The organism is Flavivirga rizhaonensis (assembly GCF_004791695.1).
Classification (GTDB): Bacteria; Bacteroidota; Bacteroidia; order Flavobacteriales; family Flavobacteriaceae; genus Flavivirga; species Flavivirga rizhaonensis.
This window is the reverse complement of record NZ_SRSO01000011.1, coordinates 124377-140553: the sequence shown is the minus strand read 5'-3', so window position 1 is coordinate 140553 and position 16177 is coordinate 124377. Positions and strand designations below refer to the sequence as shown.

Here is a 16177-nt window from a genome sequence, read left to right as displayed (position 1 = left end):
CAAAGAAGAGTAGAACAAGGGAAAAACAAAATGAGTACGCTCAACATTATAAGAAACAAATTACTTGCTAAGGCCTTTGCTGTAGTAGCCAGGGGAACTTTTTATGTTGACACTATGAAGTATGCATTATAATTATAAAAAAAATTATCATAATATATTTGGTTTAGTCATAGGATACGGAATGACATAGTTTCTTTATTAAAACAATTAAACAACTGATTGTTAAGTTTTAATATATCGAGCTCACGTTATTTTATAACGTTTGTACCTCTTTCTCTTGCGTAACTCACTAATCGTTCAATAATTTAAAGCCATTGTACGTGTTGTAAGCAGTTTTTATTTTTTCTCAAAAATTGTTTTTCCAGTTTTTAAAATAAGTCCTTCGTCAGTAATTTCCTTTGAAAACGAAATTATATTCATCCCTTTGGCATTTCTAAGATATTCTAGAATTACACCCGGTTCTATTTTTGTGTTTTGTCCAACAATACTTTTAATGTTAGGTTCAATTACTTTTTTGTAGTTTTTGGTTTTTTCCGTGCTCCATTTTCCAATTATAGTTCTTGTTCCAATGGAATCAGAAACCTTAATTTTTGCAGTCAAATTCTTTTTAAAACTTATTTCAATAATATTACTAGATATTGAGTTTTTAGAATTTTCTGAACTAGTTTTTTAATCCACGTTCCAATGATTTCATTTTTGTCTTTTCCAACATAATGGGTGTCGAAGTCATTTTTTGGTTGAGTGTTTTTTTAGCTTGCAGGCAACTATCGAACAAACACAATTGTGTTTATTTCTATTATGCCTCAACTCCAAATATAAGTATAGTTCTTATAAAGAAAATTATTTATTATTGATTTTACAATAACATGATATGTATTCATTATTGTCCCTGTATAATCGGTAATGAATACAAAATTAGGATGCCAAAACCAATAAAATTTAAGTATTCATTACATTTTATCTTCATAAAAGCCCCAATCCATAATGCTAAGGTTAAACTTTTTTGTTAATTTTAAGTCAAATTGCAACTAAACTGTGACTTTTGCCATTTTGTTTAGTATTTTAGCTATAGAATTTTAGATTATGAAAAACTACCTACTTCTTTTTACTTTAATATTTACTTCTGTCATTTGTATAGGGCAAGAAGCTGATAAAGTTTTAGGTGTTGTTATTAATTCTTCAAATGGTGTAGCACTTGAAAATGTAAACATTGTAAACCTCAATCAAGTGATTGGTACTACTACCAATAAAAAAGGTGAGTTTAAAATTTCTGCTAAAGCAAACGATACATTACATTTTTCGTTTTTAGGTTTTAAATCTATAAAAGTTAGGGTTACTAATGACTGGTTAAAGTTTGGAAGTTCGAATATTGAATTAACTGAATCGGCCTTAGCCCTCGAAGAAGTCGTCGTAAAACAACTTAAACTCACGGGATATCTAGAGGTAGACATAAAGCAATTACCTGCGGCTAATAATAATTACCGTTACAGCATTTCTGGGCTACCGAGTACAGGTTATGAAGCTGGTTCTAAAGGTACAATAACTAAAATTATTGGTTCTATTTTTAACCCTGCAGATTTTTTACACCGTATGTTTGGTAAAAAACCAAATGAATTACGAAAGTTAAAAAAGATGAAAGAGGATGACGAAATAAGGAATTTGTTAGCATCTCGTTTTGACAGAGAAATGCTTACTGCTTTGTTACAGGTAGATCGTGTTGATTTAGATGAAATTGTAAGCCAATGTGATTACTCTAAAGGTTTTATACAAACTGCAAACGACTTGCAAATACTTGACGCTATTAGCGAGTGTTATGAAGAATATAAAGTCTTAAGCAGAGGCAGAAGCAAAAGAATTTAAAAACAAACCTCAAGAGTTTTTCTAAAAAATTATATATTTTGTCATTCAGCAGAGCATAGCGAAGAATCTTATCAATTTTCAAAGCCTCAAGAGATTCTCTACTGCATTCAGAATAATACTTCAACCACTTTTTTATGCTCTAGAATGTAATGCTATTCTATTACCTTCACTATCAATAAAGATAGCCATGTACCCAATATCCGGTGAAATTTGTGTTTTTGTTTGAACCACCTTACCTCCAGCATCTTCTACCCGATTCAACTCATTATTGACATCTTCTGAATTAAAATATACTAAGGTTCCTTTTTTATCACTTGGTGCATAAGCTTGATTTTGAATTAAAGAACCAGGAGCTCCAGGCTTTCCTTCTTCAAATGGGAACCACCCCATTAAAGTCCCTCCAAAATCTTGGGCTTGTACATCTATTTTGAATACTGTATTGTAAAAATCTATGGCTCTGTCCATATTAGTTACAGGAATCTCAAACCAACCTACCATGTTATTATTCATAATTTCTAATTTTCTAAGATTTCTTTTAAACTAGCTAAACCTTCTTCAAAATCTTTCCCTACATGTTTATCAACGTTATAAAGCATCATAAAAATATTAGCTGGGACTTTATTAACTCCAGAGAATCCCCAGGTAACTTTAGTTTTACCATTACCAACATCTTCAACACTAGTAGCTGCATCAGATTCAGATTTCCAAGGCTTAAAAAATCGTAACCTAGCTTCTACACGATCATTATCAATAATGTTTGTTATTTCTTGTTCTCCCAAACCAACCTCTTTATTACCGTCCCATTTGACTATAAACCCAATTTCACCATCATTACCAATAAATTCTTGTTTCATATCTGGGTCCTTCTTTTTCCAAGGTGACCAATTATCTTGGTTTTTTATATGTTTTAAGTATTGAAATACCTCTGGAAGTGGTTTATTAATTATAATACTTCGATTTACCTTATATTTTTTTGGTGCTATAAGTGCTAAAAGGATAAATAAACCAACAATGGCAAGAACTACATAAAGAACTATATACATGATTGACAGATTATTAATTAGTGGTTTAAAATTACAAAAATTATTACTGACTGTAAAAACGGTCAGCAATTTCATCATAACTTTTAATAGTTTTTGCTATCCAATCCAAACGTTTTTCTAACATTTCCTCCTCTGTTAATTGCCAATTAATATTTGATTGCCTTAGTTTAGTAGTAACATGTTGTAAAATAATGGCTGCGGATACTGAAATATTTAAACTTTCGGTAAAACCAACCATTGGTATTTTTAAATAACTATCGGCAGCATCCATAACTTCTTGGGATAACCCTTCGGTTTCTCTTCCAAAGAAAAAACAGGATTTTTTGGTAGCATCAAACTCGTGCAATTCGCAATCATTTGTATGTGGTGTTGTTGCGACTATCTGATAACCTTTTTCTTTTAAATCTAAAATACAATCATTTACAGTTTGGTATCTATTTAGATCAACCCATTTTTGGGCTCCCATAGCTATTTCTCTATCTATGCGCTTAGAGTTGCGTTCCTCAATAATATTAACCTCTTGTATACCGAATACATCACAGCTTCGTATTACAGCACTTGTATTATGCAATTGATATACATCTTCTGTAGCTACCGTGTAATATTTGGTTCGCTGTGATAAAACATTATCAAAACGCGCTTTCCGATGTTCTGTTAAATAAGTTTCTAAATGCTCTAAAAGTTTTAAATCTATCATGTTTTTTGGTAATTCTCGAATTTAATAAAAAAATCGTTTTCATGAGGAAAGCATAAATGAAGTGATCTTATAATTTAGAAACAAAGAATTTCTTGAAACAAACCATCTATGAGGCAAAATTTTGAAGAATTCTTTTTGGTTAAAAATAAATAGATTGCCATGTTGTACTTCCACACAATGACGTAAAGTTACTATCTTTATAAAATGAAAAAACATCTAGTTGTACTTACAGGAGCTGTAAATAAATTTGTTGGCAACTTATTGATTAAATACTTTATACTGAACTAATTATAAGGTATAGCCCCTTATTCTAACCTAAGTTAAAGATTAAACCTATACAACTTAGGTAAGTCAGTTACGATAGGTTTAGTATATAGGCGATTAAATCTTTACAAATAATATTTTTATATAAAACCTTAGATTTTCCGCCCTTTAGTTTAACCTATCAATTTAAGTATATCTATTAAATAAAATAAGGATATTAAAGATATAACTATCTATGTGCCGTTATCACTTAACTTTTATAGCACTTTTTATTTGAGAGGCTAGTCGGCACTCATTATTCTACAAATAAATATAAATAGGTGGTTAGTTTTGGTGCTGTCGCACGTCTGGAATACACCTAATTAGTATTTTTCTCTCTTAGCTAATAGCTAAAACCTAAGGTTAGTCTTTAAGGCTAGTAATAACTACGATTTGTGATAAAGCACAACTTTTAAAAGAAGGTGTCACACAGTATATATATAATAATATAAAGAAACATCTACCCCTATCCTAATTCCTACTAATTTAGTAGAGAATCATCGATTTTTATGACGAAATTGTAAATAAGCTGCTGAAGCAATAATTTTGCGCAGAGTATTAAATAAATTTTAATTAATAATAATGGAGAGTAAAATAATATTGTCAAGGCAAAATACTAAAGAAGAATTATATGAATTATTTCTAAATGGCACACCTCTATCTGGTACTGAAATAATTTATATAGAACCTAGTAAGGAAAAAATATATCACAAACCTTTTGGTAATGTTCTAGCGACAAATAAGTACTTTGTTTTACAAAATCAAGATTTTAACGGAGAACCTTTTTTAAGAAGTAAATTTGAATATATGCAGGTATTACTACCAGAGTATAGATTAAATTCTATGCATAGGTTCTATCCTGTTTTAAAAGGTATTCTAAATGGTTATCGTATTTGTACCAAAGCAGATAAAGATTTTTTGACTGCATTGGCTAATCAGATTTATTATTACTACGCTCCAATTCAACATGTTTATAGGCAAACTCAAGAAAGAATGGACTCCTTCCAAAAAATAGAGGATATTATAGATAAGGTAATAGCTACTCCTTTTGCTTTTAATGGACGTAAAAAATATGAGACAATATTTTGGAATCCAGATTATAAATTATCATCACAGGAAAAAACAGATTTATTTAACAAATATAGAGGCAAGGAGCTTTTAAACAAAAATTTTGAAACGTTAATTAATGCTTATGTTTACGGAATGACTCAAAAAGAATTAGTAAAAAAAACAGGAATAAGCTTAAGCACTATAAAGAGAAGATGGAAATTCATATTACAGAATGGAAATCCAAAACAGGAACTATTTGCGGCTGCTTAATAATTTTTAAAAGTAAATTTATTGACTTTTTAAAATAGATTTTACTTTTTGCACAGTTCCTAATGAGACGTTACATAGTTTAGCAGTATTTCTTAATGATTGCTTCTTTTTAAGTTGTTTAACGACATTTTTATATCTCTGTAACACTACTTTTTCAGATTCAATTGAACCTTTAACCCTGCCCTTATATACGCCTTTGGCTTTAGCTATAGCAATACCTTCTCTTTGCCTTTCCAAAAGAGATACTCTTTCCATTTCTGCAATGTTAGCCATGACCGATATAATTAATTTAAAGGCATGATTAGGTTTGTTTTTAACTAAACTTTCTATACCTAAGTTATCTACTTTTAAAACAACTTTCATTTCGTTTAGTATTTCTAAAGTAGAGAGTATATCATATAAATTCCTACCTAGTCTATCTATACTATGCACTGAAATATAATTCGCTTTTCTATTTTGAATACGCTCCAATAATTCTTTTCCTTTTGGTCTATCTTTAAATGGAACTGCACCACTAATAACATCAATAAATAACTCTTCGTTTGGATGCTTTTTTATTAGTTGCCTTTCTATTTTTTGGTTACTTGTACTTATCCTTATGTATCTTACTTTCATATTAAATTGTTTAAATAAGCTCCCGTTCTGAGGTCTTAAATATTTTACATAAATATACAAATTTTAATAATTGTGTACTAATTTTAGGGTATATATGATTGATATAATTAAGTCTCTTTTACAATGTTGAATAGATTTTTATTACTGTACTATGATTAGACTATAATCTAATAATAGTATAATGAATTAATTAGTGTTTTTTAGCGAAATAGCCTCTTTTATAAAATTGCCTACTTGCGATGCCATTTAAATAAATGTAATCTTCTTTCATGTCATTTATTAGAAATAATACTTCTTCATTTTTAGAAAGTGAGTCTTCGATTGAAAACTTAGTGAATTGGTAGTTCGAATAATCAAATCGTATTAAATAAAATATCAAATCGATTTGATTAAAAATAAATCTAGATTCAGAAAATAGTCCTACAGGAAGTGTATCAATTATGACATAATCATATAAATTTTTCAATTCAATAATCAATGCTTTTAGTCTATCAGAGCTTAATAGAATATGTGAGTTTTGAGATGTACCATTTGGTAGAATTACATCAAGCTTGGATATGTCATTATCGCATTCAGATACTTCAAAATTAACTATTATATCTTTTGAAGTGAGGGTTTGGTCATCCATATAGTCTAAAAATCCGAGGTACTCCTTGTTTTTCAATTTATTTATTAGCGGATTATGTTTTCGTAAATCTAATGACAAAAAGACTGTCTTGTATCCTAATTGTGTTAGATATGTCGCTAATTTTAAAGAGGAGGTTGTTTTACCTTCTCCTTGTAACGTAGAAGTAAATAAAATAGTTTTACAATTCGGCTTTTCTATGGTTAAATATGTTGAAATGTATTCAAATCTTTGAGAGAAAAAAGATGAAGAGTCGCAAAATATTTTATTTTTGATTTTACGGGACATTTTTGGTAAAACAAAAAATGTATTCTTTCCAATTACCTTTTTTACTTTTATAATGCTATTGATTGATCTATTTAGAAAGTTACTTGCCAAGAAAAATAAGTTAGCATAAATAAATACAATACTAATCCCTGCAAACATATAAAGAGCATAATAAAACCGTTTATTTTCAACGGGTGAAATTTTAGAGCTAATGGTTCTTAAAGAAAATAAATTACGCTTTTTTAATTGATTTGCCTTGAACAATAGTCTTAAATTCTCATCATACTTTTGATTTATGTTATCAATAATTAGTTGATGAAAATGTCCTTTTTCTTTTTTAAGGTGAATTGATAGGCTATCTTCTAAAGCCTTGTTAGATTTTGATAAATTTGAAGTTAGTTCAGATATTTTAAGCTTTATTTCATCTTCATGATATTTAAGATACCCTTTTGTTAATTCGTCAATATATTTCTTAATATTCAAGTAATGTTTTCCTTCACACGATATATAGAAATTTTCAGATTCATTCCATACTTTGATTAAGCTATTATACTCATCAGAGAGTTTATTTAAATCCTTAAACTTAAAATAATAATTTATATCTTGATTTAAAGATTGCATTTTATTAATCGTGAAATCGAAATATTTATTTTGAACCCTTTTTCCTATTTTAACATTAAATGTTGTGTCATTAACTGCTATATCAAGGTCTCTTGAAATATTATTTTGATAATTATATTGTGATAAAACATCTTCATCAAAACTTATAGTAATTCTTATTGAATCTGTTGATGTTTGTTTAAGGTATATTTTTGTATCTATTAATTGAAAGGCATCTGAATTAATTGTAATTCCGAAGATTGAATTTAGTTCTAAAGGTTCTCCTAAATGATATGAATATTTACTTTTATAACTTTGTATAAATAAGTTGTTATTATTAATAATTTTTTTTGAAAGAGAAGAAGCTTTGAAATTTGTAAAACTTATTTCTTCGAAATTTTTAGAATTAGGAATATAATTATTCAATAAATTATCTAATGAATTAATATCTAGTGCAGATTTAATTTGAAACGAACTTGAATACCTGTAGATCAGCCCTTCGTTATTGATTTTATAATGACAAAAGACCAGAAATACCAAGATTACTATAGTGTATAGTTTCCATAACTTCGCATTCTTGGAAAGAAAATGAAAAACTTTATTTCTACTAAACCTTATTTTAGAAAGTGTGTTTACTACTAAATTTATACTCGATTCCATGATTTAACTTATATTAATAGCCTACTAACGAACTCAAATATAAGTTGTTATTTTATATTAAATAGAAAATAAATATTCAAATAAATTATAATTTAATGATGTGTTTCTGCTTAGTTAATAATATTAACTAGAAGTTAATAGGGGGGGGTGATTAAAAAATATTAAGCTTGTTTTTATTATCAAGGATGATAGGTATAGACAGGGTCGAATACATCATTTTTGAAAATGTAGTTTGCCCTATGAAAAGACATAAGGGGGTTAATTCAATTTTTAGACGTTTTAATATACAAAAATCTCTTAAAAGCTAATGAAAACAATAGGTTTCAGGTGACGTGATTTTTTATTTACCCGTTTATCAAATTAAAAGTTAGCGAAGTTTTTAATCGATAGTTGAGTTAAAAAACGCATTTTAGGTAAAACATACCTTATTATACCTTTTTTGCTAAATATCTGCTATTTTTAAAGAATTGCTCTGCCCTACAAAAAGACATACAAGCCACTATTCATTTTATTAGTTTAAATAATCTGTTAAGCATTGTATATATTGATGTTTCTGAATAGCTTATTGAGATTATTTAAAAAAAAAGTTCTTCAAAATAATAAGAATAATACGGACAAATACAGACCTTATATGTGGGTTTAAGTATGCATCCTCACAAAATCTTAATTTTTAAGTTGTTTTATCCTAAGTTTAGTAAAAAAAGTCACGTTATTTATTCTTAAAATATAACCTTTTGTATTTTCTGTATAAAAAGAAAAAATATAGCGTGATTATGGGATGAATAATCACAAAAAGTAAAACATTAATAGTCTCATAAGAAATACCTAAAAAGTTGGCACCACATTTTAGAATATCTACGCAAATCTGAAAGATAGTGTCCATTCTATATTAATTACATAAATTTATTTAACAGAGAATCAAAACTTTTCCCTACTCTTATTTGCATTTGCATAGCCTTGTAGTTTTCTAATTGATTATAGGTTTTTTTGTCTATAAAAGGTAATTCTTGATATGCACTTAATATTTTAAAAATACTTTCTGGGTAGAGAAAATCCTTAATTAAGTTATACCAATTAAAAGAAGATTTGAATGATTCAACATCTTGAAAATTTGTGATTTCTTTTAGTAATGTGTTTAATACAAAATCATTAAGGGTTTTGATTATTTCTTGTTCATTTGGCTTGTAGGATGAAAATATCTTTTTAAAGAAGTCTTTATTTTCATATTCTTCGAGCATTTTAATTTCGTCAATGAAATGTGAATATTGTTGTTTTAAATTAGTCATAGGTTCAAAAATTATAAATAACTTAATTAATCCATTTTAAGTACATTTTCTCCATCTTTTCTGAATATTGAGCCCGTTCGTCTATATTTCATTTTCATGCCATTTGCACACACTATATATACCGCATTGCCTAACTGTTCGGAAAGCTGTAAAAGAATAATATCAGATTCAGAAACACCCAAATCAACAGATATATGTTTTTTTAAATCATCTACTCGTGTACCCATTTTTTTCCAAGTTTTACTTGTGTTCCATTTAGGTTCTTTAAACCCATCTTCATTTACACAAGAGCTTTTAGATTTAGTTTCTGTAATTATTTACATATCGCCAAGTTTTATCTTCTTTTAGGAGTACCTTTTTGCCATTTTCAGTTGTAGCTATTTGAGTTTGGGAGAATGACAAAGTTGTTATTAACAACAGATTAAGTAATAGTAGTTTTTTCATTTTATTAAGTTTAATATTTAAAAGAAATTTGTTCTAACACTAATTAATTATAAGGATAAGATATTTTAATCAAGGTGCTATCCTTTTCTAAACATTCTTCAATATCTCTTAATATTTTAGTCCAATTATCTGTATCATATCTTTTCTTAAATTCATCTTCATCAATTCCAGCAAAGCTTGGGAAAACAATAATAATTCCTTTTTTGTTATTATATGGATTTTCTGATTTTTCATTCTTTATCACAGAATAAAGAAAGTCATAAGTTACAACTCTATCATTATAGCCAAAAGTAATCTTAAAGTATTTATTAGAAGTAGCAGAAACATTGAATGAGTTAATATTAAAATTTGAAAATTCATATTTACTCTTATTAACTATATCAGTAATAATACTAGTCACTGAATTAATAAACTCTTGACGATATTTATAGGTAAGTTTGTCTAAGTTATCTCTATCTTCTAACTGGTATAATTTTTTACGTTCATTAGTTATGGTTTTCTTCTCCGTCTTATTACCATTAGTAACTATTACATAAACTACGGTACCAACAAAAATCGCTACAATTAAAAATTCCATTTTATTTATTTTTAATGAATTTTATTCTTCTTTAAATCGAATGGTTTTACTAAGCCCTCTTATATCATCTTCTAATAAAACGAAATATTGCTTACTATAATCAGAATTGTATAATTTACAAGTCACAGAAAATTTTACTCCACTCAAATTGTCTCTATCCTTTACTATTAATTTAGCTTTTGTTGCATCCTTATTAATACCAATGGCTTTTGAAAGATATGAGTTAGGGTCTGAAACACTTTTTTCAACAGATCCATCTTCACGATATATTTCTAACGTTACTTCAGAAAGAGTAGGAACATTTCCTACGCTAATAACTAATAAAGCATCATCATTATTTAAAGGATAAATACTGTTTACATCAAATAATGTACAAATTTCCCAATCATTATCTTGTTTCTTATAAATAGTACTACTACCAGACTTTTTAATTTCCGTATCTGAAACTTTTTCAAAGTTATAAGTAGTTCTAGTTGCTGAATTGTTTGTGTCATTTGAATGAATTACCACTAACGAATATGATGAGCTGGTAGTTTCTTCTTCAACTATACTAGTTTGCTCCTCTGTATTACTAAAGCTTTCTATTTCTTCATTCTTACTAGTTTTAATACATGATGAAATAATAAAAAAATCATTAGAAGTAAACTGATAGCCTAAGTCTATAGATAAATCGAATAACCAAGTTCCTTGTATCCAAGTAGGTGGGTTAATAGATGAGTTATTCTTGTTTTGGTTTTCAGAATCATCGGATGATGAGCAAGACAAAGTAAATATTACAATAATTAATAGAGTTATTTTTTTCATAAAGTAGGTTTTATAGGACTAATGTATGAGATTTTATCAATTAACCCAAATTTGGGTTAAGATTTTTCTTGTGTTTCTTGCATTTTTAACTAATGCTTACAGAAAGTCAAGAAAATAAGGTTTTAATGGAACTCGGTAAAAGGGTAAGGGTATTAAGGGAGTCAAAAGGCATTACTCAATACAACCTTGCTACTGATGCTGAAATTTCCAAAAACCAAGTAGGCAGAATAGAAAGAGGAGAATATAAAGTTTCTATTATAGTCTTAATTAAAGTTGCAAAGGCATTAGAGGTTGATGTAATGGACTTCTTTAAGGATTTGGTTACATAGGGGTTATGTATTAAAAACATCTTTGGTTATCTTCTCTAAAGTTTTATTGAACTCTACAGGTTTTTCAAGACTAGGGTAATGTCCACAATTTTGAAATATAAATAATTCACAAGAGCATGATTTACGTGCTACTTCCTTTATATACTCTAAGTTAACACTTGGGTCATGTGTACCTGCAATTATATATTTTGGAATAGGTAACTCTAAGAATATTTTTAATTGATTCAAATAGCTGTTCTCAGCAATATCAGCAGCTATTGCTTTTCTTACCTTTGGATTAGTTCTCTTAAAATCTTCAATAATAACAGAGGCACATTGTTTATTAAATAGTGTTACTTCTACCGCTTCCCTTGCTGCTATTTCAGAAACGTCTTCCGTGAAAAAAGTTTGCAATTCAGGAGAAAACAAAAAAGCCTCTTCTAAATTTAAAGGCTTTTTGAGCGGTGGTGTTCCAAATATAAGAATACCTTTTAGTTTATGTATTTGTGGAGCAATTTCTATGGCTATATGTCCTCCTAACGAGTGACCAACTAATAAAATATTACCATCGAGTGTATTTATTAGTTTAATTAGTTTTTCTCTGTAAGAGCTTATAAAGAAGTCCTCTTCATTCTCATATTCATATACAGATTCTCCATGACCAGGCAAATCAACTACAATTTTGGTTTGTGTAATTAATTTTGATTTTGGAACCTCGTTAAAAACAGAAGATGAAGATGAATTACCATGTATAAAAACAATACTCCCTCTATCTTTTCCTTTTACAATAATGTATTTCATTTAAACCATTATTAAGGTTATACAATACCTTCTTGCAAACATTTTGAAACAAGTTCTCTAGAGTTTTTACATTTGGATTTTTTAAGCATATTTCGTTTATGTGTATTTACGGTGTAATTAGATATGTTTAAAATATTCCCAATTTCTACAGCCGTTTTTCCTTTTAATATAAGTGCTATGATTTCTTTTTCTCTTTTTGTGAATATATTTGAAATATCTTTAACTTGAAGATAACTATCTCCTTGTTTTTCAAAGTGAACATTTGGTTTTTTTCTGCTTATAAAAGAAAATCTATTACTCACAGGTGGGTTTAAATAAGTTACATCTGTATGAATACCAATAGATGTTTGAATCATTCCATCATCACTAACACTAATAACTTTAGTCTGATGCAAAATAGTTTTATAATTACCATTAGCATGCCTTAATTTCATTAAATACGATGTTTTGTAATTAGATATATTTTCCTTTCGAATATCATCAAGTTTAAATTTAATAATAATCGCTTCTTTTTCAAGAACATTTTCAATTTCATCAGGGTGCGTAAGTTTAAAAAAAGTATCTATAGACCATTCTTCTGGCTTAATACCTAGTACTTCTTCTATACCTTCGTGTACATACGTCATTTTATATGAGGTAAAGTCTAAAATATAATAATAAAAAGAACCAGCAGTAAATAAAGAAGCTATTTGATCTATAATTTCAATTATAGGTTCTTTATTGTTGGGAATGGTCAATTTATTTTCCTGATTCCATAATTGAAGAAGTTTTACAGTGTTTTCGTTGACCATTGATAAAATTAATAAATCGTTTTTTAGTTAAAAAAGTTTAGAAAATTACACAATACCCTCATGCAAACATTTTGAAACAAGCTCTCTAGAGTTTTTACACTTAGATTTTTTGAGCATATTTCGCTTATGAGTATTTACAGTGTGGTTAGATATATGTAAAAGGCTTCCAATTTCGTTAGCTGTTTTTCCTTTTATTATAAGCTTCATAATTTCTTTTTCTCTTTTAGTAAACAAACTAGAAATTCCTTTAATTGGAAGATAGACACCTCCTTGTTTTGCAAAATGTACATTAGTTTTTTTTCTACTTATAAAAGAGACTTCATTTCTTATGGGTACGTTTAAATGAGTTACATCCGTATGTACACCAATAACCGTTTGAATCTTTCCATCATGGCTAACATTTACAGGTTTAGCCTGATGTAAAATGGTTTTATAATTACCACTATTGTGCTTCAATTTCATTAAATAAGTCGTTTTATAACTGGTTATATCTTCTTTCGGAATATCATTGAACATAAACTTTATACAGGCAGCTTCTTTATCATGAAAGCTTTCAATTTCATCTGGATGTATAAGGTCAAAAAAAGTATCTATAGACCATTCTTCAGGTTTAATACCTAAGACCTCTTCTATACCTTCATGAACAAAAGTCATTTTGTAAGTGACAAAATCTAAAATGTAGTAATAAAAAGAACCTGCGGCAAATAAAGAGGCTATCTGGTCTATGACCTCAATTATAGGTTCTTTATTGTTAGGAGTTGCTATTTTATTTTCTTGTTCCCAAAACTGAATGAGTTTTGTTGTGTTTTCATTGGTCATTTGATAATAGCTAATTAAATATCGCCTTAAATATAGAAAATGTTTGCTACTTCAAAAGATTAAAAAAATAATGGACAGTTAATAATAAATCTGTTTATCCTTCTTTTATGACCGTTCATGGGTTTTGGTTTAAAAATATACTTAAAAGTAGGTATTGATTTATGAGCTATTAAAGGTTTATTTTGAAAAACAAAAATTAGATAGTTTATATTTTTGAGTTTAAGTTTATGAGATTTTTAAAAATGATGATGATAAATAAGGGAGTAATACTATTATCAAAATATAATGATTGGTTTAAAATAAAATTTATGAAAAATATTTTTTCGTTGACAGCAATTTTGTTCGTTACCATCTCATCTGCACAAAGGGAGAAAAAAGAGTATTATGATACTGGTGAATTAAAATCTATAATTGAGTATAGTGATAATGGGTTTCCTGGAGATAGTAAATATTATTACAAGAATGGTAATCTAGAAAAATCAGGTCGCTTGAGAGGTAAATACACTTTAGTTGGCGCAAAAACCTATATAAGTGGTGAATGGAAATATTATCATGAAAACGGCAAACTTTCAGCAGTTGGGTATTTTGATGAGAATGAAAAGACAGGTGAGTGGAAAGAGTATAATAAGAATGGTTTATTAATTGGCAGCTTTAATTTTGACAATAATCAGAGGAAAACTTACTATGAGTCAGGTCAAGTAAGGCAAGAAGGTTCGCTAATAAATAATAAGCCACATGGAGAATGTTACGTTTACTATGAGAATGGAAAATTGTATGCAATTCAAAATTTTAATAATGGAAAACGAAATGGGCTTTGGAAAGAGTACTATGAAAATGGGAACTTAAAAAATGAATATAATTTTGAATCAGATAAGTTAGATGGTTTGTGGACTACTTATTATGAAGATGGTAAATTATTTACAAAAAGAGAATATGCTAAGGATAAGTTAATGAATGTTTTAAAACTGCTCAACAAAAATGGGGGTAGTTTAAATATTGGAACCTTTAGAAATGGGAATGGTTTACTAAATGTTTATACACCAGAGGGTAAATTAGAAGAACAAGTAAAGGTTAAAGATGGAGTATTTATTCAAAATTAAGTAAAAAGTGAGATAAATATAAAAGCATTAGATATAATTATAAGAAAATTATGAAAAACACAATTTTAATTTTAGCATTAGTATTATTTTACAACCTATGTTATTCACAAGAAATAAGGGAGCTTAAAATGTATTATGATGAGAATAAAGCTAGATTAAGTCAAGTTTGGAGAGAAATTTATTCGCCAAATGATAATGAGTATAAATATCATGGAGAATGTAAAGAGTATCATACCAATGGTCAATTAGAATCTATAGGAAACTTTGAATATGATATGCCTTTGGGAATTTGGAAAAACTATTATGATAATGGGAATTTAGAATCAGTTGGAGAATATTACGGTTGGAGAAAAATGGCAAAGAATAAAAAAGGAGAGTGGAAATTTTATTATAAAAAGAGCGGTAAACTTAAATCTATAGAGAATTATGTTAATAACAATTTAGATGGAAAGTTTATTAAGTATCATGAAAATAGTCAAGTAGATATAGAAGGTTTTTATCGCAATGGAAAACCAGAAGGTAAAGCAACAAGTTATCATATAAATGGAAAAATAAAGGGAAAATATTCTTATGTAAATGGAAAAGAAGAGGGTTTACGTGAGATTTATTATGAAAATGGTCAACTGGAAAGTGAGACATTGTATTTAAATGGGGAGCTACACGGTTCATCAAAAGAGTACTTTAAAAATGGTCAATTACAAACTGAGTACTCATACTTAAATGGACAATTAGTAGGTGTTTATAAGAAATATTCTGAAATAGGGAAATTGATAAGTGAAAGAGATTTTGATTTAGAAAAAGGAAAAGATTATCTAGTAGGTAATAAGGTGGAAAAGAATTATTATAAAGCAAAAAAACTAATATTAAAAAGTGCTAATAGAGAAAATGTTGATGCTATGTATTGTCTAGGGCTAATATATGCTGAAGGGATGGGGGAAGAAAAAAATTATGAGATAGCTTATAAATGGTATGAAAAGAGTTGTAATGAAAATTATTACGTTGCTTGCTTAAATTTGGGTATTCTGATATTAAGTAAACAGGATTCAATTATTGAAGAGATGAACTCTACAGGTACTACAGAAGCTGATAATAAAAGATATGATGAATTAATAAATGATAGATTAAATGTCTATAAAGAAGCTTTACCTTTTTTAGAAAAAGCTTTTTTAGGAAATAATTCTTTCGAAGGTCTAGAAGATACCATTAATACTCTAAAAAGTCATATTAAAAAGAATTAAAAAACAAGGATAAATCAAT

At 28.1% G+C, this 16177-nt stretch carries 19 protein-coding genes; 5 read left to right on the top strand and 14 right to left on the bottom strand.

Going from position 1 to position 16177, the window contains the following annotated elements; genetic code table 11:
- Positions 1-336: 336 nt before the first annotated feature.
- Positions 337-600: a hypothetical protein gene (locus tag EM932_RS10065; RefSeq protein ID WP_135877055.1), complete on the bottom strand. Its 264-nt coding sequence runs from the start codon at positions 598-600 to the stop codon at positions 337-339.
- Between the two features lie 483 nt (positions 601-1083).
- On the opposite strand from EM932_RS10065, the gene EM932_RS10060 reads away from it, so the two are divergent.
- Positions 1084-1860: a carboxypeptidase-like regulatory domain-containing protein gene (locus EM932_RS10060; RefSeq protein ID WP_135877054.1), complete on the top strand. Its 777-nt coding sequence runs from the start codon at positions 1084-1086 to the stop codon at positions 1858-1860.
- 132 nt (positions 1861-1992) lie between these two features.
- On the opposite strand, the gene EM932_RS10055 is transcribed toward EM932_RS10060, so the two are convergent.
- Genes EM932_RS10055 through EM932_RS10045 form a run of 3 tightly spaced genes read right to left on the bottom strand, consistent with a single transcriptional unit; the run spans position 1993 to position 3600 of the window.
- Positions 1993-2370, bottom strand: coding sequence for a VOC family protein (locus EM932_RS10055; protein WP_170179769.1), 378 nt, complete (start codon positions 2368-2370; stop codon positions 1993-1995).
- A 5-nt stretch (positions 2371-2375) separates the two neighbouring features.
- Positions 2376-2903, bottom strand: a complete 528-nt coding sequence (locus tag EM932_RS10050; RefSeq protein ID WP_135877053.1) for an SRPBCC family protein — start codon at positions 2901-2903, stop codon at positions 2376-2378.
- Between the two features lie 43 nt (positions 2904-2946).
- Positions 2947-3600: a TrmH family RNA methyltransferase gene (locus tag EM932_RS10045; RefSeq protein WP_135877052.1), complete on the bottom strand. Its 654-nt coding sequence runs from the start codon at positions 3598-3600 to the stop codon at positions 2947-2949.
- A gap of 885 nt (positions 3601-4485) precedes the next feature.
- Here EM932_RS10045 and EM932_RS10040 point away from each other — a divergent pair.
- Complete coding sequence (locus EM932_RS10040; RefSeq protein ID WP_135877051.1) at positions 4486-5223, top strand: hypothetical protein; 738 nt, start codon at positions 4486-4488, stop codon at positions 5221-5223.
- A gap of 18 nt (positions 5224-5241) precedes the next feature.
- Here the strand turns inward: EM932_RS10040 and EM932_RS10035 are convergent, their stop codons facing one another.
- From EM932_RS10035 to EM932_RS10005, 7 genes are all read right to left on the bottom strand, one after another.
- The gene (locus EM932_RS10035) at positions 5242-5838 is read right to left on the bottom strand and encodes a recombinase family protein (RefSeq protein WP_135877050.1); all 597 of its coding nucleotides are present in this window, start codon (positions 5836-5838) and stop codon (positions 5242-5244) included.
- A 190-nt stretch (positions 5839-6028) separates the two neighbouring features.
- Positions 6029-7990 carry a tyrosine-protein kinase family protein gene (locus EM932_RS10030; RefSeq protein ID WP_135877049.1) on the bottom strand — a complete coding sequence of 654 codons (1962 nt, stop codon included), beginning with the start codon at positions 7988-7990 and terminating at the stop codon, positions 6029-6031.
- A gap of 893 nt (positions 7991-8883) precedes the next feature.
- Complete coding sequence (locus EM932_RS10025; protein WP_135877048.1) at positions 8884-9276, bottom strand: hypothetical protein; 393 nt, start codon at positions 9274-9276, stop codon at positions 8884-8886.
- 26 nt (positions 9277-9302) lie between these two features.
- On the bottom strand, positions 9303-9503 hold the full coding sequence (locus tag EM932_RS10020) for a hypothetical protein (protein ID WP_135877047.1): 201 nt from the start codon (positions 9501-9503) through the stop codon (positions 9303-9305).
- Between the two features lie 73 nt (positions 9504-9576).
- Positions 9577-9720, bottom strand: a complete 144-nt coding sequence (locus EM932_RS10015; protein WP_135877046.1) for a DUF3157 family protein — start codon at positions 9718-9720, stop codon at positions 9577-9579.
- 43 nt (positions 9721-9763) lie between these two features.
- A complete protein-coding gene (locus EM932_RS10010; RefSeq protein WP_135877045.1) occupies positions 9764-10297 on the bottom strand; it encodes a hypothetical protein in 534 nt (177 codons plus the stop codon).
- A gap of 21 nt (positions 10298-10318) precedes the next feature.
- Positions 10319-11101 carry a hypothetical protein gene (locus EM932_RS10005; protein WP_135877044.1) on the bottom strand — a complete coding sequence of 261 codons (783 nt, stop codon included), beginning with the start codon at positions 11099-11101 and terminating at the stop codon, positions 10319-10321.
- A gap of 92 nt (positions 11102-11193) precedes the next feature.
- On the opposite strand from EM932_RS10005, the gene EM932_RS10000 reads away from it, so the two are divergent.
- Positions 11194-11430 carry a helix-turn-helix domain-containing protein gene (locus tag EM932_RS10000; RefSeq protein WP_135877043.1) on the top strand — a complete coding sequence of 79 codons (237 nt, stop codon included), beginning with the start codon at positions 11194-11196 and terminating at the stop codon, positions 11428-11430.
- A gap of 3 nt (positions 11431-11433) precedes the next feature.
- On the opposite strand, the gene EM932_RS09995 is transcribed toward EM932_RS10000, so the two are convergent.
- From EM932_RS09995 to EM932_RS09985, 3 genes are read right to left on the bottom strand one after another with little or no spacing between them, the layout of a single operon-like run.
- Positions 11434-12210, bottom strand: coding sequence for an alpha/beta fold hydrolase (locus tag EM932_RS09995; RefSeq protein ID WP_135877042.1), 777 nt, complete (start codon positions 12208-12210; stop codon positions 11434-11436).
- Positions 12211-12227: 17 nt separating this feature from the next.
- Positions 12228-13001 carry a LuxR C-terminal-related transcriptional regulator gene (locus tag EM932_RS09990; RefSeq protein ID WP_135877041.1) on the bottom strand — a complete coding sequence of 258 codons (774 nt, stop codon included), beginning with the start codon at positions 12999-13001 and terminating at the stop codon, positions 12228-12230.
- Positions 13002-13046: 45 nt separating this feature from the next.
- Entirely contained in the window at positions 13047-13820 is a 774-nt protein-coding gene (locus EM932_RS09985) for a LuxR C-terminal-related transcriptional regulator (RefSeq protein WP_135877040.1), read from the bottom strand.
- A gap of 308 nt (positions 13821-14128) precedes the next feature.
- On the opposite strand from EM932_RS09985, the gene EM932_RS09980 reads away from it, so the two are divergent.
- Both EM932_RS09980 and EM932_RS09975 read left to right on the top strand, forming a co-directional pair.
- Entirely contained in the window at positions 14129-14920 is a 792-nt protein-coding gene (locus tag EM932_RS09980) for a toxin-antitoxin system YwqK family antitoxin (RefSeq protein WP_170179768.1), read from the top strand.
- 50 nt (positions 14921-14970) lie between these two features.
- Positions 14971-16158, top strand: coding sequence for a hypothetical protein (locus EM932_RS09975; protein WP_135877038.1), 1188 nt, complete (start codon positions 14971-14973; stop codon positions 16156-16158).
- The last annotated feature ends 19 nt before the right edge of the window (positions 16159-16177 follow it).